The sequence below is a fragment of the Streptomyces sp. NPDC054834 genome, from assembly GCF_053611185.1.
In genome coordinates this window covers 15093-38880 of record NZ_JBSGZV010000007.1, presented here as the reverse complement: position 1 = coordinate 38880, position 23788 = coordinate 15093, and the positions used below count along the sequence as shown (strand labels likewise).

Below are 23788 nucleotides of genomic sequence, written 5' to 3'. Positions count from 1 at the left end.
GTACGCTCGGTTGAGCGTACGGCCCTCTTGGCATGCGTCACACCTTCAGATACTTGCGCAGCGCGAAGAACGCGGCCAGCGACGGCATCAGCAGGCTTGTCGCCAGGATGAGCGGGAGCTTGGTCAACACGGCGTCCCAGCCGATGAAGTTGATCAAATTCAGCTTCTGCGACAGGGCCAGACCGTGGTCGATGATGAAGTACCGCGCGACGACCAGGAATCCGCAGGCCACCGTGCCGCCGATCAGCCCGGCGACCGCGGCCTCGGCGATGAACGGCGCCTGGATGTAGAAGCCGGAGGCGCCGACCAGCCGCATGATCCCGGTCTCCCGCCGGCGGCTGAACGCGGAGACGCGCACGGTGTTGACGATCAGCATCAGCGCGACCACCAGCATCAGCGCCATGACCATCCGGGCGGCCCAGTTCATGCCGTTCAGCAACCCGAACAGGTTGTCAAGGATGCCCTTTTGGTCCTGCACGGACTGCACGCCGTCGCGCCCGTCGAAGGCGGTCGCGATGACCTGGTACTTCTGCGGGTCCTTCAGCTTGATCCGGTACGACTCCTGCATCTGGTCCGGGGTGAGCGAACTGGCCAGCGGGGAGTCGCCGAACTGCTCCTTGTAGTGCTTGTACGCCTGGTCCTGCGACTCGTACGTCACCGTCTCGACGACCGTCATCTTCTTCAGGTCGACGAGGATCTGCTTCTTCTGGTCCTCGGTGACCGCACCCTTGGTGCACTTGGGGTCGGAGTCGGCATCGCTCTTGTTGCAGAGGAAGATCGAGACGTTGACCTTGTCGTACCAGTAGCCCTTCATCGTGCTGACCTGGTCGCTCATCAGCAGCGAACCGCCGAACAGGGCCAGGGACAGGGCGACGGAGACGATCACCGCGAAGGTCATCGTGAGATTGCGGCGGAGACCCACACCGATCTCCGACAGTACGAACTGGGCGCGCATGGCGTCTGGTAAGCCTTTCCGTGGATCCAGGACCTGGGGATCGTCAGTGCTGGTAGCCGTAGACGCCGCGTGCCTGGTCGCGGACGAGGCGGCCCTTCTCCAGCTCGATGACGCGCTTGCGCATCTGGTCCACGATGTTCTGGTCGTGCGTGGCCATCACGACGGTCGTACCGGTGCGGTTGATCCGGTCGAGCAGCTTCATGATGCCGACGGAGGTCTGCGGGTCGAGGTTGCCGGTGGGCTCGTCGGCGATCAGCAGCTTGGGCCGGTTGACGAAGGCCCGGGCGATGGCCACCCGCTGCTGCTCACCGCCGGACAGCTCGCCCGGCATCCGGTCCTCCTTGCCGCCGAGCCCGACGAGGTCGAGCACCTGCGGCACGGACTTGCGGATCTCGCCGCGGGACTTGCCGATGACCTCCTGCGCGAAGGCCACGTTCTCCGCGACCGTCTTGTTGGGCAGGAGCCGGAAGTCCTGGAACACGGTCCCCAGCTGGCGGCGCATCTGCGGCACCTTCCAGTTGGAGAGGCGCGCGAGGTCCTTGCCCAGCACGTGCACCTGTCCGTGACTGCACCGCTCCTCGCGGAGGATCAGCCGCAGGAAGGTGGACTTTCCGGAGCCGGAGGACCCCACCAGGAACACGAACTCGCCCTTCTCCACTTCCAGGGACACTTCCCTGAGTGCGGGGCGGGTCTGCTTGGGGTAGACCTTGGAGACATTGTCGAATCGGATCACGGATGCACCACGGGTCGCCGGGGGTAGATGTGCGTGACCATACGCGAAGCGGGTACGGAAGCGCAGTCGCCGGTCGAGGTTGTGGGGGGCTTGTGCGTTTTTGTGCCTGGTGATGTTTCCCCGGGCCACAGCCCCGGCTCGGCTCCGGCCCCGCAGGAACCGCCGGAACCTGTCACAGTGGAGGGGGAACGTTCCCGGTTCCGGAAACGTTATATGGGTGATGGCCGGCGCAAGGAGGGCGAGCGCATGACGTACGACCGGTTGGTGTGCGCGAACTGCGCGGCGCCCGTGAGTGAAGGCCGGTGCCCCGTGTGCCGCGCCAACCGCGAGCGGCTACAGCAGGAGAACTTCTTCGCGGGACTGAACCCGATGACGCTGATCGCGCTGCTGGCGGTGCTGATCGCCGCGGTGGCGCTGCTGGCGCACCAGACCGCGTGAGAATTCCCGCCCAGTACGCCTGAAGGGCCCGGAGCGCCAAGCTCCGGGCCCTTCTCGTCAAGCGGTGGGCACGCATCGTACCCGATCGGCTACCGTCAGGCAGCCGCACCGCCCCGGCCGCCGACGAGGCGCGGCAGGACGCGGAAGCCGACGCCACCGGCGATCATGGTGGCGGCGCCGATGATCAGGAACGCGGTCTGCCCGGCACCGGTCTCGGCGAGCTCGGAACCGCTGCCCTGGGCCTTGGCGCCGGAGCCCGTGGTGTTCGAGCCGGTGTCGGTGAGGGCGGAGGTGCCCTCCTCCTGGGCGGAGGTGCCGGAGCCCCCGTCGGGGTCGTTGTTGTTGCCGCCGCCGTTGCCGCCGTTGCCGTGACTGCCGCCCTGCGAGGGCTCGGAGGTGGCGGTGGGGTCCTGGGAGGGCTGGGCCGTCGTCGGGTCCGGGTCCTCGGTGGGCTCGGTCGGCTCCTCGGTGGGGTCCGTCGGCCCGTCGGTCGGGTCCGTCGGGACCGTGGTGGGGTCCGTCGGAATCGTCGTGGGGTCCGTCGGGATCGTGGTCGGGTCCGTCGGGCCCGGGTCCGGGGTCGGGTCCTCGTCGGCGCACAGCACGCCCAGCACGCAGTCCGACTCCGTGGCGGAGGCGGCGCCCGCGGCGGTCAGCGAGGCACCCGCGGCGATCACGGCACCGGCGGCTATCCGCGCGATCCGGATCCGCGTCTTCTTCGTCATATGGTTGCTACCCCCAGTAGCTGTAGGTCAATGAGCGGCGCATGGGGTCGGCCGTGATCGACGGAGGCAGCTGACGAAGTTCAAGTCACCGCGCGAGTCCCCCGGTTCACATGCGCCCCAGAGATACGCATGCCATGCTTCACCCTTCCCATTTTTCAAAGCAACGTCAAGGCGCCGTTGCGCGCAATGTCCACTGGTGGGCCGTATGCCGGGAGTTGCAGCGTGTGAGTGTGATGTAAAACCCAGACAAAACAGCAACTGCCGCCCGATGGGCGGCAGTTGCCAAGTCGACAAAGTTACTTCTCTTGCTGCTTGCGCCAGCGAATACCGGCCTCGAGGAACCCGTCGATCTCACCGTTGAACACGGCCTCCGGGTTGCCGACCTCGTGGTCCGTCCGCAGGTCCTTGACCATCTGGTACGGGTGCAGCACGTACGACCGCATCTGGTTGCCCCAGGAGTTGCCGCCGTCGCCCTTGAGGGCGTCCATCTTGGCCTGCTCCTCCTGCCGGCGCCGCTCGAGCAGCTTCGCCTGGAGGACGTTCATCGCGGTCGCCTTGTTCTGGATCTGCGACCGCTCGTTCTGGCAGGAGACGACGATGCCGGTGGGGAGGTGCGTGATGCGGACGGCGGAGTCGGTGGTGTTCACGCCCTGACCGCCGGGGCCGGAGGACCGGTAGACGTCGATCCGCAGCTCGCTCTCGTCGATCTCGACGTGGTCGGACTGCTCGACGACGGGCAGGACCTCCACGCCCGCGAAGGAGGTCTGCCGGCGGCCCTGGTTGTCGAAGGGCGAGATGCGCACCAGCCGGTGCGTGCCCTGCTCGACGGAGAGGGTGCCGTAGGCGTAGGGGATCTGCACGGCGAAGGTGGTGGACTTGATGCCCGCCTCCTCCGCGTACGAGGTCTCGTACACCTCGGTCTTGTAGCCGTGCTGCTCGGCCCACCGCAGGTACATGCGCTGGAGCCGCTCCGCGAAGTCGGCGGCGTCGACACCACCGGCCTCGGCGCGGATGTTCACGAGCGCCTCTCGGGCGTCGTACTCGCCGGAGAGGAGCGTGCGGACCTCCATCTCGTCCAGCGCCTTGCGGACGGCGGCGAGCTCGGACTCGGCCTCGGCACGGGTGTCCGGGTCGTCCTCCTCCTCGGCCATTTCAAAGAGCACGGCGAGATCGTCGATCCGTCCGCGCAGCGCCTCCGCCTTCCTGACCTCGGCCTGGAGGTGGGAGAGCCTGCTGGTGATCTTCTGCGCCTCGTCCGGGTTGTCCCACAGGGACGGCGCGGCCGCCTGCTCCTCGAGCACGGCGATGTCTGCCCTCAGCTTGTCGAGGTCCAGAACGGCCTCGATCGACTCCATGGTCGAGGAGAGGGACTTGATCTCTTCGGATACATCGACGACTGCCACGCCATCCAGCGTAACGGTTCCTTCAGGCATCCCCTGCCGGAAAGGGCGCCCGGCGCCGGTGCGGGGCCACGCCGGGGCTGCCGCCCCCGGACCCCCGCTTCGGCCTCAACGGCCTCGCCCTCGATCGCCGGACGGGCTCGTTCGCCTCACGGCGTCGACGAGGTGTGCGTGTTCTGCGGGGACGTTTCGGAGTCGTCGCCCGAGGTCGCCAGCCACGCGCCGACCCCGAGCGCGGCCGCGAGCGTGACTCCGGCCACTCCGAGGGTGATCTTGCGCCGCCTGGCGGCCGCCCGGTGCCGGGCCGAGCCGGGGCGGGGCGCTCCGGAGGCCCGGGGGGCGCGTGCGGTGCCCCGCGCGCCTCCGGCCAGCTCGTCCGGCCCCGGTACGCGCATCGAGGTGTGCGTGTCCCGGTTGGAGTCCGGCTTGGCTCCCGGCACCAGGGACACCGCGCCGCGCCGCCGTACCGGCTCGTCCCCGGGCGACGCCGGGTACGCCGGCTCCTCGGCCGCGGCCTCCTCGGAGAGCTCCGAGTCCGGCTCGTCCACCTCCAGCGGGGGCATCCCGGCCAGCAACGGCAGCTGCTCCCGCAGCCGGGCCGCCAGCTCCGACGCCCGCAGCCGCGAGGCCGGCGCCTTGGCCAGGCACTGCACGAGCAGTTGCCACAGCTCCTCGGGGATCCCGGGCAGCGGTACGACCGACTCGGTCACGTGCCGCCGCAGTACGGCCCCGGGGTGTCCGCCCCCGAAGGGGGTGAAGCCGGCCAGCAGCTCGTACAGCACCGTGGCCAGGGCGTAGATGTCGACCGAGGCGCGCGGCGGCAGGCCCTCCACGATCTCCGGGGCCAGGTAGTCCGGGGTGCCGATGATCTTCGTGGCCCGGGTCCGCTTGGGCGAGTCGATCAGCTTGGCCACACCGAAGTCGGTCAGCAGCGCCGGGTGCGCGCCGCCGGGGCCGAGCGGGCCCTGCATGTCCAGCAGCACGTTCTCCGGCTTGACGTCCCGGTGCACGACGCCGGCCGTGTGCGCCGCCGCCAGCCCGTCGGCGACGTCCGCGACGATCGCCACCGCCGCCTCGGGCGCGAGGCGCCGCTCACGTTCGAGCCGGGTGCGCAGGTCCGTGCCCCGGACCAGGTCCATGACGAGCGCGAGGTCGTTGCCGTCGACCACGAGGTCGCGCACCGAGACGACGTTCGGGTGCTCCAGGCCGAGCAGGGCCGTGCGCTCCTGCACGAAGCGTCCGACGAGTTCCTGGTCGGACGCGAGGTCCTCGCGCAGCAGCTTGACGGCGACGGGCCCGTCCGGTCCCTCGCCCAGCCACACCGTGCCGGCGCTGCCCCGGCCCAGGATCTGGTGGGCGGTGTACCGGCTGCCGATCTTCCGTGCCAAGGCTGCTCCTACTGACGCGTGTTGTCGTTAAAAGTACGCGTCCGAGGAGCCAACCTTCACCGCGGAGACGGAAATCACCCGTCAGATGTCGACAAATCCCCAACCCAGCGATCAGTTGCCGCCGGAACCCCCGAGGTCCCTGACCCATCCGGTCACCGTGCTGAACCAGTGCTTCAGCTCCTGGAAGTACCCCCGGCCCGTGCCGATCCAGTGCTGCAAGGGGCTCAGCTCCCAGATCAGCCAGCCCGCGACGAACAGGATGACGATCGTGAACAGGCATCCCTTCAGACAGCCGAGACCGGGGATCTTCATCGGGTTGGCGCTGCGCTGCCGCGGCTCCCGGGGCTCCCTCGCCGGCCGCCGGGGCTCCGCCGGAGCGGGCGGGGCGTACTGCTGCGGCTGCGGGGCGTACCGCTGGGGCTGCTGCTGCGGATGGCCGTACCCGGGTGGCGGGCCCTGCTGCTGACGCTGCCGGGCCTGGCGCGGCTGGGGCTGCTGCGGGCGCGCCTGCTGCTGGGGCTGCTGCTGGGGCCGGGCCACCTGGCGCTGCGGGCGGCGGCGCAGCGGGTCCTCGTTCGGGTCGAGGTACTGGACCTGGGTCTGCTCGTTGCGGTCGCGGGCGGCGCGCAGCTGGTTCTGCCAGGGGTGCGGCTGCTCCGGCTGCTGGCCCTGCTGCCCGGCACCGGGCTGGTTCTGCGGCACCGGGGGCATGACCGCGGTCGGGTCGGCGGCCCCCGTGTGCGGCAGTACGGCGGTGGGGTCGGCCGCGCCCGCCGGGCCGCCGGTGTGCGGCAGGACATTGGTCGCCGCGTTCGGGTCGTACGCTCCGGGCGCCGAGCCCGTGGGCAGCACCTGCGTGGGGTCGGCGGCCCCGGGCACGCCCGGTACGGCGGTCGGCGCCGGGTCGGGGGCGAGCAGTGCCCCGACGCCCTCGGCGGCGGCGATCTGCGCGCTGTTGGCGTGCACGCCGATGCCCTCGGCGACCACACGCAGGCCGCGCGCCAGGTTCTCGGCGCTGGGCCGTTCCTCCGGGTTCTTGCGCAGGCAGCGCTCTATGACCGTCCACAGCGGGTCGGGGACGGTCGAGGGGCGGCGCGGTTCGGCGCTCAGGTGCTGGTGCAGGACCTCCAGGGCGCTGCCGCCGGAGAACGGCGGGTGGCCGGTGACCAGCTCGTACAGCAGGATGCCGGCGCCGTAGATGTCGACGGCCGAGGTCTGCGGGCGGCCCTCGGCGCTCTCGGGGGCGACGTAGGCGGGTGTGCCGACGAACTCGTGGGTGCGGGTCAGGCCCGGGGAGTCGGCCAGGCGCGCGATGCCGAAGTCGGTCAGCAGCGGGTGCATCTGGCCGTCGTGCTGCCGGAGCAGCACATTGGCCGGTTTCAGGTCACGGTGGACGACGCCGTCGTCGTGGCTGGCGGCGAGCGCGTCGGCGATCTGCGCGGTCATCAGCGCGGCGGCGACCGGTGTGAGGGGCCCGTTCTCGCGCAGGTAACGGTGCAGGTCGGGGCCTTCGACGAGGTCCATGACCAGCGCCAGCAGGTCGCCCTCGACCACCAAGTCGCGCACCTGGACGATGTTGGGGTGGGTGAGCCGGAGCAGGACGGAGCGCTCCCGGAGGAACCGCATGACGACGTCGGGGTCGCTCGCCAGCTCCTCCTTGAGGACCTTGATCGCGACGGTCTCGCCGGGCTGGCCGGGCACGGCCGCCTCGGCGCCCGCGGTCTCACGCTGGCGGGCTCGCCAGACGGTGCCCGTGGCGCCGCGTCCGAGCGGCTCCTCGAGCAGGTACTTGCTGCCTACCGGCCGCACGTCATGCGCTCCCTGTTGCTTGCTTACCGTTTCCGCTTACCTTTTCCGACCCACTGTAGTGCCGCCCCCCAGAGCACTACGTAAGCGTTCCGGTGCACGTTCGAAGGAAAGACGCTCGCCTCGGTCTCCAGGTTGCCGCGGCCGGACGTGACCGATCTCAAGTGATCGCCGGTGTACTACTGGTCAGGCACTTTTAGGGACAGAGCTGACCAATCAAGATCACTTGACGCTGGGCGAGGGGCATGTTGTCAGTGGCGGGTGCGAGGATGCGTGCAGTACTGGCCGACGTGCTCGTGTGTGGTGGGGGGAAGTCCGCGCCCGCGCAGAAGGGACCGCTGACGGCGATGCAGATCCGGCTGACCGTCGTAGACCCGCTGGGCCCCTCCCCGCAGCGGGGCCGCGCCGCTAGCCGCGACGTGCTGGTCACGGCGCCCGCGGGCACGGCCCTGGCCGCGGTGGCGTCGGCGCTGGCCTCGGCGGTCGCCGGCGACGGGGGCCGGGAGACCGCCGGCGCCCCGGCCGTGCTGTACGCGGGCGTTGAGCGGCTGGACGCCGGCCGGACCACCCTGGGCGAACCCCCGCTGGTCGACGGCGCCGTGCTGTCCTTGGGCGCCCCCGCCGAACCGGAACCGCACCCCGAGCTGGACGACGCCCCGACCCAACTGCACGTGGTCGCGGGCCCGGACGCGGGCGGCGTCCACCTGCTGCACGGCGGCCAGGTCACCATCGGCCGCTCCGCCGACGCCGACGTCCCGCTGGACGACCCCGATGTCTCCCGCCTGCACTGCGCGGTCACGGTCGCCGCCGACGGCCGCGTCTCGGTCGCCGACATGGGCTCGACCAACGGCACAGCGCTGGACGGCGCGCGAGTGGGCGACCGGCAGGTGCGGTTCACCCCGGGGGCGCTGCTGCGGATCGGGGAATCGGCCTTGCGGCTTACTCCGTCCGGGGGGCCCGGGGCCCGGGTGGAGACGATGCCCGACGGGGAGGGATGCGTACGGGTCACCCCCGGGGAAGCGTCGGCTCCCGCGCGCGTGGGACGCGACGGCACGCCCCTGGGACACACGCAGCACGCCTACGGCTCGGCGGGCTGGGGCACCGCCGGCGCGACACCGGACGCCCGGGAACAGGGGTCCGCGGAGCCGGTCGTGCCCGGGCAGGGCGGGGCGCCCCGGATCGAGAGCCGGGACGGCGGGGACACGCACGCGGGCCCCTTCGGGGTCGGCGGGGTCGGCGGGGCCTTCGCGGCGCACGGCACGGCGGACGACCCCGCCGCGCCGGGCCGGGCCCCCGGCACCCGCAAGGCCACCCCTCTCCGCGGCACCGACATCCCGCAGGGCGTACGCAGGCGCGGCGGGCTCGGCGCGTGGGCGCGACGGCTGACCGGCGGACGCGGCGAGCCCGCGGCGGACCCTCGGGCGTACGACGAGCAGGGCGCCGACGAGACCGCCCCGCCCCCGGCCGGCCTCCTCCCGCAGCAGCCGGAGACCTGGCCGGACCCGGCGGCACTGCTGCTCACGGCGCTGGGCCCCGGGCCCCGACTGTGGGAGCGCGGGCCGGGCCACCCGGAGACCCTCACGGTCCGGCTCGGCACCGCCGACCGCGCCGTGCCGGACGGCTCGGGCCTGCTGCCCGCCGTCCCGGTGACCGCCGACCTGCGGGAGGCCGGGGCGCTCGGCCTGGCCGGACCGCGCACGCGGCTGTCCGGGCTGGCGCGCGCGGTGCTGGCCCAGCTGGCCGCGCTGCACTCCCCCGACACGCTGGAAATCGTCCTGCTCAGCCCGGACCGCGCCCGGCCCCTGGAAGAGCGCACCGCGGAGTGGTCCTGGCTCGGCTGGCTGCCCCACGTACGGCCCGGCCACGGCCAGGACTGCCGTCTCCTGCTGGCCTACGACCGCGAACAGGCGGCGGCCCGCACCGAGGAGCTCCTGCGCCGCCTCGACGACCCGGCGATCCGGCAGACATCCGGCACGGGGCCGGCGGCGGCCGACAGACGCCCGGCCCCTGACACCGGCACCGGCACCGGCACCGGCACCGACGGGTATGCCGCACCGGAGGCCGCGGGCGCGGCAGACCCTGCCGCCCACGCCCCTTCCGCCCACGCCCCTTCCGCCCACGACTCTTCCGCCCACACCCCGGCCTCCGACTCCCGCCGCCCGGCCCGGCGACCCTCCTGGGCGCGGGACGACCTCGGCGCGGCCCCCGGCGGCTTCCCCGGGCCGTTCACCGTGGTCGTCGTGGACGGCGATCCCGGAGGCGCCACCCTGCGGGAGTCGGTGGCGCGACTGGCCCTGGAGGGGCCCCGGGCCGGGATCCATGTGGTGTGCCTGGCCGAGACGGCACCGGCCTCGCCCGCCTCACCGGTGACGGACACGTACGAGGCTGCGTGCGCGGCGGCGCCGACGTTCCGCGCCTGCGGGGCCGTGGCGCTGCTCAGCGGCGATGTCGCCACCGCCCTGCGGCTGACGCGCGTCGCCCGGGCCGACACTCCCACCGTCGCCGCCGGACCGGTGGGCCCCGGCACGGTCGCCGCCGTCGACGCGGTCTCCGCCGCCTGGGCGGAGCGGTTCGCGCGGGCGCTGGCGCCGCTGCGGACGGACGGCACGATCGGTGAGGGGCACGCACGCGTGGCGGCACCGCTGCCCCAGTCGGCGCGGCTCCTGGACGAACTGGGCCTCGCCCGGGCGACCCCCGCCTCCCTGATGGCGCGCTGGGCGGACGCGGCCGACGACACGGAGTCGCTCGGCGGGCGGGCCTGGGCGGTGCTCGGCGCAGGGCCGCGCGGGCCGCTCTGCGCGGACCTGGTCGCCGAGGGGCCGCACCTGCTGATCGAGGGACCGCCCGGCAGTGGCCGTACGGAGCTGCTGCGGGCCGTCGTCGCCTCGTTCGCCGCCGCCGAGCGCCCCGACCGCCTGGGCATCGTCCTGATCGACGGCCGGGACGGCGTCGGCACCGGCGGGGCGCACGGTGACGGGCTGCGCACCTGTACGGACATACCGCACGTCACCACCCATCTCACGGCCAACGACCCGGTCCGCATGCGGGAGTTCGCCCAGTCCCTGAGCGCCGAGCTGAAGCGGCGGGCCGAGCTGCTGGGGCGGGCCGACTTCGCCGAGTGGCACACGCACCGCGAGGTCTCCGGCAGGATCGTCGCGCAGCGCACACCCTCCGGGCGGCCCGCGTCCGGGCCCGGCGGGACCAGCGGGACCGGGGACCTGGAGGCACCGCCGAGCTCGACCATGCGACTGCGGCCGGGGGCTGCCTCCCGGCGGCAGGCCGAGGCGACACCGCCGCCGCTGCCCCGGCTGGTGGTGGTCGTGGACGACCTCGACGCGCTGGTCTCCCCCGCGCTCGGCTCACCGGGCCGGCCCGCCGCGGGCTCGGTGATACGCGCGCTGGAGGCGGTGGCGAAGGAGGGCGAGCGGCTCGGCGTCCACCTGGTGGCCGCCACCGGCCCCGGCGGCCGCACCGCGGAGTCGGAACCGGCCCGCCGGGCCACCCTCCGCGTCACCCTGGACGCGCCGTCCTCAGGGCCGGACGAACCGGCGCCGGGGCGCGGGCGGCTGGCCCACGCCGACGGGCGCATATCCCCCTTCCAGGGCGGCCGGGTGACCGGCCGCATCCCCCGCACCGCCACCCAGCGCCCCACGGTCGTCCCCCTTGACTGGCACCGCATGGGCGACCCGCCGACCCGCCGTCCCGTCCGCGAACTGGGCAACGGCCCGACGGATCTGGCCCTGCTGGCGAGTGCGGTGGAGCGGGCGGCGCGGCAAGTGGCGGCCGCGGAAGTCCCGTCGCTTCTGTAGCTCTCCGTAATGCGCATACGGGCCTGATCACGAGCCGGTCACGATCTCCCGGTCGACACCGCAGGCGCTCTTGCCGCCTTCAAGTCACCCGGCGTAGACCGGACGCCACGGGACAGTGCTCATACGTTCAACGAAGAACGAAGAACGGGGCAGTGATGCGTAGCAACACCAACACCATCCGGACAAACAGGGCCGTCACGACATGCGCCGCCCTCCTCGCGGGCGCGCTGGCGCTCACCGCCTGTAGCGGCAGCGACGACAAGAAGGACGACGGCGGCAGCAGCAGCGGGGCGAGCGCGAGCGGCTCCACCGTCTCCCTGCCGAAGCTGAACGGCGCGAGCCTGGAGGTCGCCGCCGTCTGGACCGGCACCGAGCAGAAGAACTTCAAGCAGGTCCTCGCGGAGTTCGAGAAGCGTACGGGCGCCAAGGTCACCTTCGTGCCCGCGCAGGACCCGATCATCAACTTCCTCGGTTCGAAGATCGCCGGCGGTCAGCCGCCGGACATCGCGCTGCTGCCGCAGCCCGGCGCCATCAAGCAGGCCGTGGACAAGAAGTGGGCCAAGCCCCTCGGCGCGGACGCGGTCAAGGAACTCCAGAAGAACTACTCGCAGGGCTGGCAGGACATCGGCAAGGTCGGCGGCAAGCAGTACGGCGTGTACTACAAAGCCGCCAACAAGTCGCTGATCTGGTACAACGTCAAGGCCTTCGAGAACGCGGGTGCCAAGGAGCCCAAGACCTGGCAGGAACTGCTGACGACGGCGCAGGCGGTGTACGACTCCGGCGTGACCCCGTTCTCGGTCGGCGGCGCCGACGGCTGGACCCTCACCGACTGGTTCGAGAACGTCTACCTCTCCCAGGCGGGCCCGGAGAAGTACGACCAGCTCGCGCAGCACAAGATCAAGTGGACCGACCCCTCGGTGAAGCAGGCGCTCACCACGCTCGCCCAGGTCTGGGGCAAGAAGGACTATGTCGCGGGCGGCGCGAACGGGGCGCTCCAGACCGAGTTCCCGGCCTCCGTCACCCAGACCTTCACCGGCGGCGACCAGCCGAAGGCGGCCATGGTCTACGAGGGCGACTTCGCTCAGGTCAACATCGGTGACACCAAGGCGAAGGTGGGCACGGACGCGAAGGTCTTCCCGTTCCCGGCGGTGGGCTCGTCCGCGCCGGTGGTCTCCGGCGGTGACGCGGCCGTCATCCTGAAGGACTCCAAGGCGGCCCAGGCGCTGGCCACCTTCCTGGCCTCCCCGGACGCGGCGTCGATCCAGGCCAAGCTCGGCGGCTACCTGTCCCCGAACAAGAACGTGCCGAACTCGGACTACCCGAACGAGGTGCAGCGCACGATCGCCAAGGCGCTGATCGCCTCCGGCGACGACTTCCGCTTCGACATGTCCGACCAGGCCCCGCAGGCCTTCGGCGGCACCCCCGGCAAGGGCGAGTGGAAGGACCTGCAGGACTTCCTGAAGAACCCGAAGGACGTCACGGGCACGCAGGCGAAGCTGGAGAAGGACGCGGCGGCGGCCTACGGGAACGGGAGCTGATCCGGTCATGTCGTCGGCAGCGGCGGCCGGGGCCCCACCGGGCCCCGCCGCACCCAAGAGCCGCAAGAGCGTGACCGGCACCCGCAGAACCGTGGCAGCCCTCTTCCTGCTGCCCGCCCTGGTGCTGCTCGGCGCGCTCGTGGTCTACCCGATCGGGTACTCGGTCATCCGCAGCTTCTACAACGCGAACGGCGACGGCTTCGCCGGAGTCGACAACTACAAGGCCCTGTTCACCGACGACGGCATCCGCACCGCCCTGAAGAACAACATCATCTGGGTGGTGTTCGCGCCGACGGTCTCCACCGCGCTCGGTCTGATCTTCGCGGTGCTGACCGAACGGGTGCGCTGGGGCACGGCGTTCAAGCTGGTCGTCTTCATGCCGATGGCGATCTCGATGCTGGCGGCCGGGATCATCTTCCGGCTGGTGTACGACCAGGACCCGGACAAGGGCGTCGCCAACGCGGTGTGGGTAGGCGTCCACGACACCTTCGCCCAGTCGTCGGCGTTCCCGAAGGCGCACACGGGCCGCGAGTCGCCGCTCAAGGCGGACGGGGGCGGCTTCATCACGTCGGCTCCCGTGCACACCGGCCAGGTCGTCACCCTGCCGCTGGTCGGCGTGGCCCCCGACCAGATGCCGGACAGCGCGAAGAAGGCGGTGGCGGCGAAGTCCGAGCCGGGGAAGATCACCGGTACGACCTGGCAGGACTTCACCCGCGGCAAGGGCGTCGGCAAGCTGGGCGCTCCCGACCCGTCCGAGCTGGGCTACTCGGGCATGCGGATCGAGGCGGTCAAGGACGGCAAGGTGGTGGCCTCCACGAAGGCCGCCGACAACGGCACGTTCACCCTGCCCGCCACGGCGGACGGGGCCCAGCTGCGGCTGCCCGCGAGCAACTTCAAGGAGCCGTACAACGGCGTCGACTGGCTCGGCCCGTCGCTGGTCACCCCGGCCATCATCGGGTCGTACGTCTGGATGTGGGCGGGCTTCGCGATGGTGCTGATCGCGGCCGGGCTCGCGGGTGTGCCCCGGGAGCTGCTGGAGGCCGCCCGGGTGGACGGGGCCAACGAGTGGCAGGTGTTCCGCAAGGTCACCGTCCCGCTGCTCGCACCGGTCCTCGCGGTCGTCGTCGTCACCCTGATGATCAACGTGCTGAAGGTCTTCGATCTGGTCTTCATCATCGCGCCGGGCTCCTCCCAGGACGACGCGAACGTGCTCGCCCTGGAGCTGTACCGGAAGGGCTTCGCGGAGAGCCAGCCGGGCATCGCGAGCGCCATCGCGGTGTTCCTGTTGCTGCTGGTGATCCCGGTGATGCTGTTCAACGTTCGTCGGCTGCGGCGGGAGGTGCGGCGATGACCACGCACGCCGGGAGCATCGGCAAGGTGACGCCCGTCGAGACCGTGAAGGCCAGGCAGTCGCTGGGCTCCAGGCTCGTGGAGAAGCTCGGCGGCGGACTGGTCCGCGTCTTCCTGATCGTCGTCGGCCTGTTCTGGCTGGTGCCCACCATAGGGCTGCTCATCTCCTCGCTGCGCGCACCGGAGGACATGAGCGCGACCGGCTGGTGGCACGTATTCAGCAAGCCGTCCCAGCTCACCTTCGACAGCTACCAGAAGCTGCTGGAGAACAGCGACATCACCAGCTCGCTGTGGAACACCGTCCTGATCACGGTCCCGGCGACCGTTCTGGTCGTGGTCATCGGCTCCCTCGCGGGTTACGCCTTCGCGTGGATGGAGTTCCCGGGCCGCGACTGGTGGTTCCTGGGCGTGGTGGGCCTGTTGGTGGTGCCGGTGCAGGTCGCGCTGATCCCGATCGCCGAACTGTTCGGCAAGCTCGGCCTGTTCGGGACGATCCTCGGGGTGGTCCTGTTCCACGTGGGCTTCGGTCTGCCCTTCGCCGTGTTCCTGCTGCGGAACTTCTTCGCGGAGATCCCCCGCGAGCTGCTGGAGGCGGCCCGGCTGGACGGCGCCGGTGAACTGCGCCTGTTCGCACGGGTGGTGATGCCGCTGGGCGGGCCGGCCATCGCCAGCCTGGGCATCTTCCAGTTCCTGTGGGTGTGGAACGACATGCTGGTCGCGCTGGTGTTCACCAAGTCCGGCAGCCAGCCGATCACGGTCGCGCTCCAGACACAGGTACGCCAGTTCGGCAACAACATCGACGTCCTGGCACCCGGCGCGTTCATCTCCATGGTGATCCCGCTGGCCGTGTTCTTCGCGTTCCAGCGGCAGTTCGTGACGGGCGTGATGGCGGGCGCGGTCAAGTAGGCGCCTGACAGCCCTGTTCGTAGGGGCGGGCCGGGACACCGGCCCGCCCTGTCACGTTCATCGGGATGTCCCCCAGATGCCGTACAAACCGTAACCAGGTCACTCCATTGGCCGTTCCCGGGCAGAACGCCCGCGCCGACCGACCCATGGATGCCCCTTGCCCAGGTTCAGTGTCATTGTCCCCGCGTACAAGGTCCAGGCGTACCTGCCCGAGTGCCTGGACTCGGTGCTCTCGCAGTCGTATCCCGATCTCGAGCTGATCGCCGTGGACGACCGCTCGCCGGACGCCTGCGGGGCGATCATCGACGAGTACGCGGCCCGGGACGCGCGCGTGCGGGCGGTGCACCTGCCCGAGAACCAGGGTCTGGGCCGCGCCCGCAACGCGGGCCTGGAGCAGGCCAGGGGCGACTACCTGGTGTTCCTGGACGGCGACGACACCCTCACCCCGGACGCGCTGCGCGCGATCGCCGACCGGATCAAGGCGACCAGGGAGCCGGACGTCCTGGTCTACGACTACGCGCGCACGTACTGGACGGGCGAGGCGGTCCGCAACAAGGTCGCGAGCCTGCTGACCGAGCAGGGCCCGGCCCCCTTCCGGCTGGAGGACCGCCCGGGACTGCTGAAGGTGCTGATGGTGGCCTGGAACAAGGCCTGCCGGCGGGAGTTCGTCGAGCGTGAGGGCTTCCGCTTCCCTCCGGGCTACTACGAGGACACCCCCTGGACCTTCCCGGTGCTGATGACAGCCGGGGCGATCGCCACGCTCGACCGGGTGTGCGTGCACTACCGGCAGCGCCGGCAGGGCAGCATCCTGCGCACCACCAGCCGCAAGCACTTCGACGTCTTCGAGCAGTACGACCGGGTGTTCGCCCACGTCGAGGAGCGGCCGGAGCTCGCCCGGTGGCGGCCGGAGCTGTTCCGCCGCATGGCCGACCACCTCGTGACGGTGTACACCCGCGGCGACCGGCTGCCGCGCGGCACCCGCGCCGAGTTCCTGCGCATGGCCCGCGCCCATCTGCGCCGCTACCGCGCCCCCGGCGCCCCCGCCCCCCTGCGGGTCCGTCTCCGCCACACGCTGGTCCGCCTGGGCCTGCACCGCACCTACCGCGCCCTCCAGTTGGCCGGTTCGGCGGTCCGCCGCACGCGCAAGGCCGCCGCCAAGTCCGCCCGTGCCGTGCGGGCCGCCGCGCTCCGGCTGCACTACCGGGTCCAGTTGCGCCTTCCGCTGCGCGCCGACCGCGCGGTGTTCGCCGCGTACGGGGACCGCGGGCACGGCTGCAACCCGGGCGCCCTGGAGGCCGCGTTCCGCACGCACGCCCCGCACGTCCGCACCGCCTGGATCGCCCGTTCCGAGCACCAGCACACCGTCCCGCCGGGCACGCGCCGGCTGCGCCCCGGCACCGCCGCCTACTGGACGGCGCTGGCCCGCTCCAAGTACCTGGTCAACAACGTCAACTTCGACCGCCGCCTGGTCAAGCGCAGCGGCCAGGTGTTCGTGCAGACCCAGCACGGCACCCCGCTGGGGCACATGGGCCTCGACCTCCAGGAGCGTCCGGCGGCCGCCCGGGACACGGACTTCGAGGAGTTCCTCGAAGGCGTCGACAAGTGGGACTACGTCCTGTCCGCCAACCGCCACTCCACCCTGACCTGGGAGCGCGTCCACCCCGGCCGCTACACCACGCTGGAGTACGGCTGTCCGCGCAACGACGTCTTCCAGCGGGCCACCTCCGCCGACGTGACCCGGCTGCGCGAGTCGCTCGGCATCCCTCAGGGCGCGGTCGCGATCCTGTACGCCCCCGTCCACCGCGACTACCGCCGCACCCAGCGCCCCGCCCTCGACCTGGAGCGGATCCTGCACCGCCTGGGCCCGCGCCATGTGATCCTGGACCGCGGCCACGACCGGCACGGCGGGGCTCCGGGCGAGGGCGGCCGGGTCATCGACGTCAGCGGCCATCCGAGCGTCGAACAGCTCTGCGTCGCCTCGGACGCGCTGCTCACCGACTACTCGTCGATCATGTTCGACTACGCCAACCTCGACCGGCCGATCATCGTGCACACCGGTGACTGGGAAGCGTACGAGGCGGCGCGCGGCACCTACTTCGACCTGCGCGCCTTCCCGCCGGGCGCCGTCGCGCGCACCGAGGACGAGCTGATCGACATCTTCGCCACCGGCCACTGGCGCGGCTCCCGCTCCACCCAGCTGCGCGCCGCGTTCCGGGAGCGCTTCTGCCCGCACGACGACGGACGGGCCGCCGAGCGGGTCGTACGGCACGTCGTGCTGGACGAGCCGGCGGGGCTGCCGAGGGTCGTGCCGCTGGAGCAGCGAAACCCGGTGCCGTCGGCAGTGTCGGTGCTCGCGCGCTCCCCGCTCGCCACCGTGCCGCAACCTTCCGGCCCCCTCCCCGTCACCGAGAGCCACTGAACACCGTTTGTCCTTCCGGGAGTTCCCATGCCCCGCAGCACCTCGCGGCCCACTCCGTCCCGGCCGTTCACCTGGCGGCCGGCCGGGCGGCCCGGCCGCACCCGTACGGCCTGAGCCCAGGACGGCAAGGACTGGCGCCAGGACAGACAACAGAGAGAGCAGAATGCCCCGCTTCAGCATCATCGTCCCGTCCCATGGGGTCGCCGGCCGGCTGTCCCAGGCACTGGACTCGGTCCTCGCCCAGTCCTTCGGCGACCTGGAGCTGATCCCGGTCTGCGACGGGCCCGACACCCCGGCAGCCGATGTCGCCGCCGGATACGCCGAGCGGGACTCCCGGGTGACCCCGGTCCACTCGCCGCCCTCGGCCGGCCGCGGCGGGGCGCGCAACACCGGGGCGCGGGCGGCGACCGGCGCGTATCTGCTGTTCCTCGACGGTGACGACGTCCTCGTACCCGGGGCGCTGGCCACGCTCGACGCGCGGCTGGCGGAGACGGGGGACGTCGACGTGCTGTACTTCGAGCACCTGCGGACCCCCTGGTGGGACGGCGAGCCGAGCAACCCGGCGCAGCCGCTGCTGGCGAGGGCTCCGGAGGGGGCCTTCGCCCCGGACCGGGCACCGCAGGTCACCGGCGTGCAACTGCCGCCGTGGAGCGCCGCCTACCGTCACTCCTTCGTCACCGGGCGGGGACTGGCCTTTCCCGAGGGCCACTTCACGGACCTCGGCTGGGGCGGGCTGACCACGCTCGCCGCCGAGCGGATCGCGGTGCTGCGCCAGGTCGTGCTGCGGCACCGGCTGCGGCGGCAGGGCAGCCGGCTCAACCTGCCGGGGCCGCACCAGCACGACCTCCTCGACCAGGTCGAGCTGGTGCTGACCGGGGCAGCCGAGCGGGAACTGCCCGCCGAGCGGATGCGGGCGCTGTTCGAGCAGCTCTTCGCGGTCGTGCTGAAGACGGCCTCCCGGCCCGAGCGGCTGGCCTCCGGGCGCCGGGTCTTCTTCCGCCGGGCGTGCCGCCTGTACCGGCGGCACCGTCCGGCCGGCTTCCGGGTGCCGGGCGGCAGCCTGGGCGTGCAGCACCGGCTGCTGGCGGCGGGGGCGTACACGGCGTTCCGCGCGCTGCGCGGCGCCAACCAGGGGGTGGTGAGGGCCGTCGAGGGCGTACCGCGCCCCCGCGCGCTGCGCACGCGCCTGCGGTACGCGCGTGACCTGCGCCGCCCGCTGGACCCGCACCTCGCCGTGTACTGCGCCTACTGGGGCCGCGGCTACGCCTGCAATCCGGCCGCGATCCACGCCAAGGCCCGGGAACTCGCCCCGCACATCCGCTCGGTGTTCCTGGTCGAGCCCGGCCAGGAACACGCCATGCCCGGGGACGTCGACCACGCGGTGATCGGCAGCCGCCGCTACTGGGAGGTGCTGGCCCGCGCCAAGTACCTGGTCAACAACGCCAACTTCGCCGAGGGCGTCGTCAAGCGGCCGGGCAGCGTGCACGTGCAGACCCAGCACGGGACCCCGTTGAAGAAGATGGGCGTGGACCAGTCGACGTACCCGGTGGTGGCCGCGCAGACCGGCAGCTTCGCCAAGCTGCTCGGCCGGGTGGACCGCTGGGACTTCAACCTCTCCTCCAACCGCCACTCCACACAGATGTGGGAGCGTGCCTTCCCCGGTTCGTACGAGGCGCTGGAGTACGGCTATCCGCGCAACGACGTCTTCTACACGGCGACCGGCGAGGACGTCACCCGGATCCGGCGCGAGCTGGGTGTCCCCCAGGACGCGATCGCCGTCCTGTACGCCCCCACCCACCGCGACCACCACACCGGCTTCGAGACCGGCCTCGATCTGGAGGCCTTCTGCGAGGCGGCGGGTGAGGACGTGGTCGTGCTGCTGCGCGCCCACTACTTCTACGACCGGGGACTCGGCGGGAGCAGCGGCCGGATCATCGACGTCACCGCGCACCGCTCCTCGGAGGACGTGTGCCTGGCCGCCGACGCGCTGGTCACCGACTACTCGTCGATCATGTTCGACTACGCCAACCTGGACCGGCCGATCGTGGTGTACGCCGACGACTGGGAGGTCTACCAGGAGACCCGGGGCGTCTACTTCGACCTGATGGCCGCGCCGCCCGGTCCGGTCGCCCGTACGCCCGAGGAGCTGGCCCGGGTCTTCCGGGACGGCTCCTACGCGGGGCCCGAGTCCAGGAAGCTGCGGGCCGCGTTCCGGCGGCGGTTCTGCGAGTTCGACGACGGCCGGGCCGCCGAGCGCGTCGTACGGCGGGTACTGCTCGGCGAGCCGCCGGAGACGATCCCGCCGGTGATCCCGCTCGCGGAGCGCATCCCCGCCCCCGCCGCCGCGACCCTCGTGAGGAGCTGACCCGCCGTGCCCCGCTTCAGCGTCATCGTGCCCTGTTTCAAGGTGCAGGGATTCCTGCGCGAGTGCCTCGACTCGGTTCTGGATCAGTCCTTCCGGGACCTGGAGCTGATCGCCGTGGACGACCGCTCGCCGGACGGCTGCGGCGCCATCCTCGACGAGTACGCGGCCCGGGACCCGCGCGTGAAGGTGCTGCACCTGCCGGAGAACGTCGGCCTCGGCCGCGCCCGCAACGCCGGACTGCCCCATGCGACCGGCGACTTCCTCTTCTTCCTCGACAGCGACGACACCCTCACCCCCGGTGCGCTGAGCGCCATCGCCGACCGCCTGGCGGAGTCCGGCGACCCGGACGTGCTGGTCTTCGACTACGCGCGCACCTACTGGTGGGGCGGGACGCGCCGCAACGTCCTTGCCCACCTGCTCACGGAGGCCGGGCCGGGCACCTTCACGGCGGCCGAGTACCCGCAGATCCTCGACCTGCTGATGGTGGTGTGGAACAAGGTCTACCGACGGGACTTCGTCGAGGAGAACGGCTTCGAGTTCCCGCCGGGCTACTACGAGGACACCCCCTGGACCTTCCCGGTCATGCTCAGCGCCGCGCGGATCGCGGCCCTCGACCGGATCTGCCTGAACTACCGCCAGCGCCGCCAGGGCAACATCCTGTCCACCACCAGCCGCAAGCACTTCGACATCCACGACCAGTACGAGCGGGTCTTCGCGTTCGTCGGCTCCCGCCCCGGGCTCGCGGCCTGGCGGCCCTATCTGCACCGCAAGATGGGCGAGCACTGCCTGGACATCCTGGCCAAGCCGGACCGGCTGCCGCCCTCCGACAAGGCGGAGTTCTTCCGCCGCACGGCCCGGATGTTCGCCGGGCACCGGCCCGCGGGCGCCCGGGTCGACGGGGAGGTCCGCCTGCTGACCGGCACCTACGCGATGTACCAGGTCAAGCGGCAGGCGGGACGGGCCGGCCGGGAGCTCGGGCGGCGCGGTCTGGAGGCCCGCAAGGCGGTGGCCGGGCGGGCCAGGCGGGGGCTGGCCGGGCTGCACGCCCGCCGCCCGCTGGACGCGGACCTCGCCGTGTACTCGGCGTTCTCCCACAAGGGGGTGCTCGGCGACCCGGCGGCCGTGTACCGTGCGGCGCGCGAGTTCGCGCCGCACATCCGGGGGGTGTGGGTGGTCGGGGACGCGGAGGAGGCGCGGCAGCTGCCCCCGGACGTCGAGTACGTGCTCGTCGACTCCCCGCGCTACCTGGACGTCACCGCGCGGGCGAAGTTCTTCGTCAACAACGTCAACTGGCCCGGCACCCTGGTCAAGCGGGCCGGCAGCGTGTACATCCACACCCATCAGGGCACCCCCCTCAAGTACATGGGCGCCGACCTGCTGGGCAAGCCCGGTGCCCGGCACGGCTTCGACGTGCCGCAGATGCTGCGCCGGGCCGACCGCTGGGACTACAGCCTGGTCGCCAACCGCCACTCCGAGCTGGTGTGGGAGCGGGCCTACCCCTGCCACTTCACCTCGGTCCGCACCGGCAGCCCGCGCAACGACGCCCTCGTCAACGCAACGCTCGGCGACGGGGCCGGGTTCCGGGTCCGGCACGGCATCCCGGAGGAGCACACGGTCGTGCTGTACGCGCCGACCCGCCGCGACTACCGCCGGGGCGGCCACGTCGACCGCGTGAACCTGGCCCGGTTCGCCGCCGACCTCGGCGAGGGCCACACCCTTGTGGTCCGGCTGCACCCCACCGTCGCCACGGGTCCCGCGCGCGGGCTGGGTCTCGCCGAACTGCACCGGCGGGGCGTGCTGGTGGACGCGACGGACGAACCGCACGTGGAGGAGGTCATGCTCGCCTCCGACGCGCTGGTCACCGACTATTCGGCCCTGATGTTCGACTACGCCAACCTCGACCGGCCGATCGTCGTGCACGCCGACGACTGGCCGGCGTACGTGGCGAGCCGGGGCGCCTACCTCGACATCACGGCGGAGGCGCCGGGCCATGTGTCGTGCTCCTACCGGGAGTTGGCGTGGCTATTCGCCTCGGGGTCGTGGCGGGACGAGGAGTCGGCTCGGCTGCGGGCGGACTTCCGGACCCGGTTCTGCGAGTTCGACGACGGGCGGGCCGCCGAGCGGGTGGTACGGACGCTGATGCTGGGGGAGCCGACGCCGGAGCTGGAGGCCGCCCTGGTGCCCGGTCCGGCCGCCGGTCACGACCTGCTCGCGTCGACATGAGGCCGCGCACCTGGGTCCTGGTCCTGGGCGCCGTGTTCGCGCTGTTCCAGCTCGCCGACGTCACCGGCCGGGACACCCCCGACTCGAAGAGCTACGTCTCGTACGCGTTGAGTCTGCGCGGCGAGGACAAGCGTGCGGCGGCCGCTTCCACCATCGACTGGGTGTGCGAGGGCCGGGCGTCCCTGGCGCGCCGGGGCCAGAGCGTGAACGTGGTGCGCTACCACCGGCCGGACCCCACCCGGCAGGTGTTCACGGAGTGCCGGGCCGAGGAGTGGCGGCTGGTGGACCGGCGGCTGCGGGCCGGGCAGACGGACGGACACATCGCGCCGTTCGTGGGCCCGCGGCTGCGCCGGTTCTTCGAGGTACGGCCCGGCTATCCGGTGTTCCTGGTGCCGTTCGTCACGGTGTTCGGGGTGACCTGGGGGGTGTGGGCGGCGGGTGTCGTCGTCACGGTCGCGGGCGGGGTGCTCGTCTTCCTGACCTTGCGCGCCCTGTCCGTCCCCGTGTCGCTCGCCCTGACCGGCCAGGTGCTGTTCTACGTGCTGCCGTGCGGTTCGACCGCCATGCGCCCGATGACCGAGGGCCTGCTGCTGGCGCTGACCCTGGTCGCGCTGTGGGGCTGCGCGCTGGCCCTGACCGGCCGGGCCCGGGCCGGGGTGGCGCTGGCCGCCGGTGCCCTGCTCGCGCTGTTCCCGGTGAAGCACTCGCAGGCGCTCTTCCTCGGGGCATGCCTGGCCGTCGCGGGCGCGGCGGTCGCGGTACGGCGCCGACGGCGCGGGCGGGCTCCGGGGCGCGGGGTGACGGCGATCGCGGTCGCGGGCTGCTGCTCCGCTCTGGGGACGGTGCTGCTGGCCCGGATGCTGCACTACCCGTCCGAATCGGAGAGCATCCAGGACCTGCTCACCGGCCACTTCTCCCGCCCGGACCGGGTCCGCCCGTGGCGGGACCTGGAGCATCTGGAGGCCGGCTTCTGGCTGGAGTGGATCCGGCGGCAGCTGTGGGAGCCGCTGTTCCTGGCGGCGCTGGCGGCCGGGGCGCGGGGCGCGCTGCGGCGGCGCGCGTTCGGCTGCTTCCTGCTGGCGGCCGCGAGCACCGGGATCCTCACCCAGGCCGCGCACCCCGACATCAACATCTGGGGCGACCGGCTGATCGTGCTGGCCTGGCTGCTGCCGGTGGTCGGGGTGCCGCTGCTGCTGGAACCTCTCGTCCGGCGTGCGCTGCCGGTGCCCGCGCAAGGGCACGCCGGGCGAGAGGTTCACTCGATGAGGTGACCGGGGTTACTCGATGACGAGGTCGACCTCGACGTTGCCGCGGGTGGCGTTGGAGTAGGGGCAGACCTGGTGGGCGGTCTCCACCAGCTTGCGGCCGGTCGCCTCGTCCACGGTGTCGGGCAGTTCGACGCGCAGCGTCACCTTCAGGCCGAAGCCCTCGCCCTGCTTGCCGATGCCGACCTCGGCGGTCACCGCGGCGTCGCTGACGTCCACCTTCGCCTGGCGGCCGACCAGACCGAGGGCGCTGCCGAAGCAGGCGGCGTAACCGGCGGCGAAGAGCTGCTCGGGGTTGGTGCCCTCGCCGTTGCCGCCCAGCTCCACCGGCGGGGCCAGCTTGAGGTCGATCTTGCCGTCGGAGGACACGGCGCGACCATCGCGGCCGTGGGTGGCGGTGGCGACAGCGGTGTAGAGCGCGTCCATGGATGACCATCCCTCTCGAAGTCATGTTCCGGCGGCTCCTCG

At 72.1% G+C, this 23788-nt stretch carries 16 protein-coding genes; 9 read left to right on the top strand and 7 right to left on the bottom strand.

The window, feature by feature from the left end:
* Nucleotides 1-37: 37 nt before the first annotated feature.
* Complete coding sequence (ftsX, locus tag ACWGJM_RS11985) at nt 38-955, bottom strand: permease-like cell division protein FtsX (protein WP_453411539.1); 918 nt, start codon at nt 953-955, stop codon at nt 38-40.
* Nucleotides 956-998: 43 nt separating this feature from the next.
* Nucleotides 999-1688, bottom strand: coding sequence for a cell division ATP-binding protein FtsE (ftsE, locus tag ACWGJM_RS11980; protein WP_132851613.1), 690 nt, complete (start codon nt 1686-1688; stop codon nt 999-1001).
* Between the two features lie 246 nt (nt 1689-1934).
* On the opposite strand from ftsE, the gene ACWGJM_RS11975 reads away from it, so the two are divergent.
* Nucleotides 1935-2126, top strand: a complete 192-nt coding sequence (locus ACWGJM_RS11975; protein WP_361795938.1) for a hypothetical protein — start codon at nt 1935-1937, stop codon at nt 2124-2126.
* A 95-nt stretch (nt 2127-2221) separates the two neighbouring features.
* On the opposite strand, the gene ACWGJM_RS11970 is transcribed toward ACWGJM_RS11975, so the two are convergent.
* The 4 genes from ACWGJM_RS11970 to ACWGJM_RS11955 form a co-directional block, all read right to left on the bottom strand.
* Entirely contained in the window at nt 2222-2851 is a 630-nt protein-coding gene (locus ACWGJM_RS11970) for a hypothetical protein (RefSeq protein WP_453411538.1), read from the bottom strand.
* Between the two features lie 296 nt (nt 2852-3147).
* Nucleotides 3148-4254, bottom strand: coding sequence for a peptide chain release factor 2 (gene prfB / locus ACWGJM_RS11965; protein WP_453411537.1), 1107 nt, complete (start codon nt 4252-4254; stop codon nt 3148-3150).
* A 146-nt stretch (nt 4255-4400) separates the two neighbouring features.
* Nucleotides 4401-5639 carry a serine/threonine-protein kinase gene (locus ACWGJM_RS11960; protein WP_453411536.1) on the bottom strand — a complete coding sequence of 413 codons (1239 nt, stop codon included), beginning with the start codon at nt 5637-5639 and terminating at the stop codon, nt 4401-4403.
* A 111-nt stretch (nt 5640-5750) separates the two neighbouring features.
* On the bottom strand, nt 5751-7448 hold the full coding sequence (locus ACWGJM_RS11955; RefSeq protein WP_453411535.1) for a serine/threonine-protein kinase: 1698 nt from the start codon (nt 7446-7448) through the stop codon (nt 5751-5753).
* Nucleotides 7449-7792: 344 nt separating this feature from the next.
* On the opposite strand from ACWGJM_RS11955, the gene ACWGJM_RS11950 reads away from it, so the two are divergent.
* The 8 genes from ACWGJM_RS11950 (at nt 7793) to ACWGJM_RS11915 (ending at nt 23326) form a co-directional block, all read left to right on the top strand.
* Nucleotides 7793-11254 (top strand): FHA domain-containing protein, encoded by a 3462-nt coding sequence (locus ACWGJM_RS11950; RefSeq protein ID WP_453411756.1) that lies wholly within the window; start codon nt 7793-7795, stop codon nt 11252-11254.
* 155 nt (nt 11255-11409) lie between these two features.
* Nucleotides 11410-12792 (top strand): ABC transporter substrate-binding protein, encoded by a 1383-nt coding sequence (locus ACWGJM_RS11945; protein WP_453411534.1) that lies wholly within the window; start codon nt 11410-11412, stop codon nt 12790-12792.
* A 7-nt stretch (nt 12793-12799) separates the two neighbouring features.
* Nucleotides 12800-14143, top strand: coding sequence for a carbohydrate ABC transporter permease (locus tag ACWGJM_RS11940; RefSeq protein ID WP_453411533.1), 1344 nt, complete (start codon nt 12800-12802; stop codon nt 14141-14143).
* Entirely contained in the window at nt 14140-15048 is a 909-nt protein-coding gene (locus ACWGJM_RS11935) for a carbohydrate ABC transporter permease (protein ID WP_453411532.1), read from the top strand. The genes ACWGJM_RS11940 and ACWGJM_RS11935 overlap by 4 nt, the downstream gene beginning before the upstream one ends.
* A 157-nt stretch (nt 15049-15205) precedes the next feature.
* Nucleotides 15206-17467 carry a bifunctional glycosyltransferase/CDP-glycerol:glycerophosphate glycerophosphotransferase gene (locus tag ACWGJM_RS11930; RefSeq protein WP_453411531.1) on the top strand — a complete coding sequence of 754 codons (2262 nt, stop codon included), beginning with the start codon at nt 15206-15208 and terminating at the stop codon, nt 17465-17467.
* A 163-nt stretch (nt 17468-17630) separates the two neighbouring features.
* Complete coding sequence (locus tag ACWGJM_RS11925) at nt 17631-19832, top strand: bifunctional glycosyltransferase/CDP-glycerol:glycerophosphate glycerophosphotransferase (RefSeq protein ID WP_453411530.1); 2202 nt, start codon at nt 17631-17633, stop codon at nt 19830-19832.
* A 6-nt stretch (nt 19833-19838) separates the two neighbouring features.
* Nucleotides 19839-22055: a bifunctional glycosyltransferase/CDP-glycerol:glycerophosphate glycerophosphotransferase gene (locus tag ACWGJM_RS11920; RefSeq protein WP_453411529.1), complete on the top strand. Its 2217-nt coding sequence runs from the start codon at nt 19839-19841 to the stop codon at nt 22053-22055.
* Complete coding sequence (locus ACWGJM_RS11915; protein WP_453411528.1) at nt 22052-23326, top strand: hypothetical protein; 1275 nt, start codon at nt 22052-22054, stop codon at nt 23324-23326. The genes ACWGJM_RS11920 and ACWGJM_RS11915 overlap by 4 nt, the downstream gene beginning before the upstream one ends.
* Before the next feature lie 6 nt (nt 23327-23332).
* On the opposite strand, the gene ACWGJM_RS11910 is transcribed toward ACWGJM_RS11915, so the two are convergent.
* Nucleotides 23333-23746, bottom strand: a complete 414-nt coding sequence (locus ACWGJM_RS11910; RefSeq protein ID WP_453411527.1) for an organic hydroperoxide resistance protein — start codon at nt 23744-23746, stop codon at nt 23333-23335.
* Between the last annotated feature and the right edge of the window lie 42 nt (nt 23747-23788).

Excerpts from the sequence above, each read along its gene's own strand:
- ftsX (WP_453411539.1), bottom strand. The coding sequence starts at position 955 with ATGCGCGCCCAGTTCGTACTGTCGGAGATCGGTGTGGGTCTCCGCCGC.
- ACWGJM_RS11975 (WP_361795938.1), top strand. The coding sequence starts at position 1,935 with ATGACGTACGACCGGTTGGTGTGCGCGAACTGCGCGGCGCCCGTGAGT.
- ACWGJM_RS11970 (WP_453411538.1), bottom strand. The coding sequence starts at position 2,851 with ATGACGAAGAAGACGCGGATCCGGATCGCGCGGATAGCCGCCGGTGCC.
- ACWGJM_RS11950 (WP_453411756.1), top strand. The coding sequence starts at position 7,793 with ATGCAGATCCGGCTGACCGTCGTAGACCCGCTGGGCCCCTCCCCGCAG.
- ACWGJM_RS11945 (WP_453411534.1), top strand. The coding sequence starts at position 11,410 with ATGCGTAGCAACACCAACACCATCCGGACAAACAGGGCCGTCACGACA.
- ACWGJM_RS11940 (WP_453411533.1), top strand. The coding sequence starts at position 12,800 with ATGTCGTCGGCAGCGGCGGCCGGGGCCCCACCGGGCCCCGCCGCACCC.
- ACWGJM_RS11935 (WP_453411532.1), top strand. The coding sequence starts at position 14,140 with ATGACCACGCACGCCGGGAGCATCGGCAAGGTGACGCCCGTCGAGACC.
- ACWGJM_RS11925 (WP_453411530.1), top strand. The coding sequence starts at position 17,631 with ATGCCCCGCTTCAGCATCATCGTCCCGTCCCATGGGGTCGCCGGCCGG.
- ACWGJM_RS11915 (WP_453411528.1), top strand. The coding sequence starts at position 22,052 with ATGAGGCCGCGCACCTGGGTCCTGGTCCTGGGCGCCGTGTTCGCGCTG.
- ACWGJM_RS11910 (WP_453411527.1), bottom strand. The coding sequence starts at position 23,746 with ATGGACGCGCTCTACACCGCTGTCGCCACCGCCACCCACGGCCGCGAT.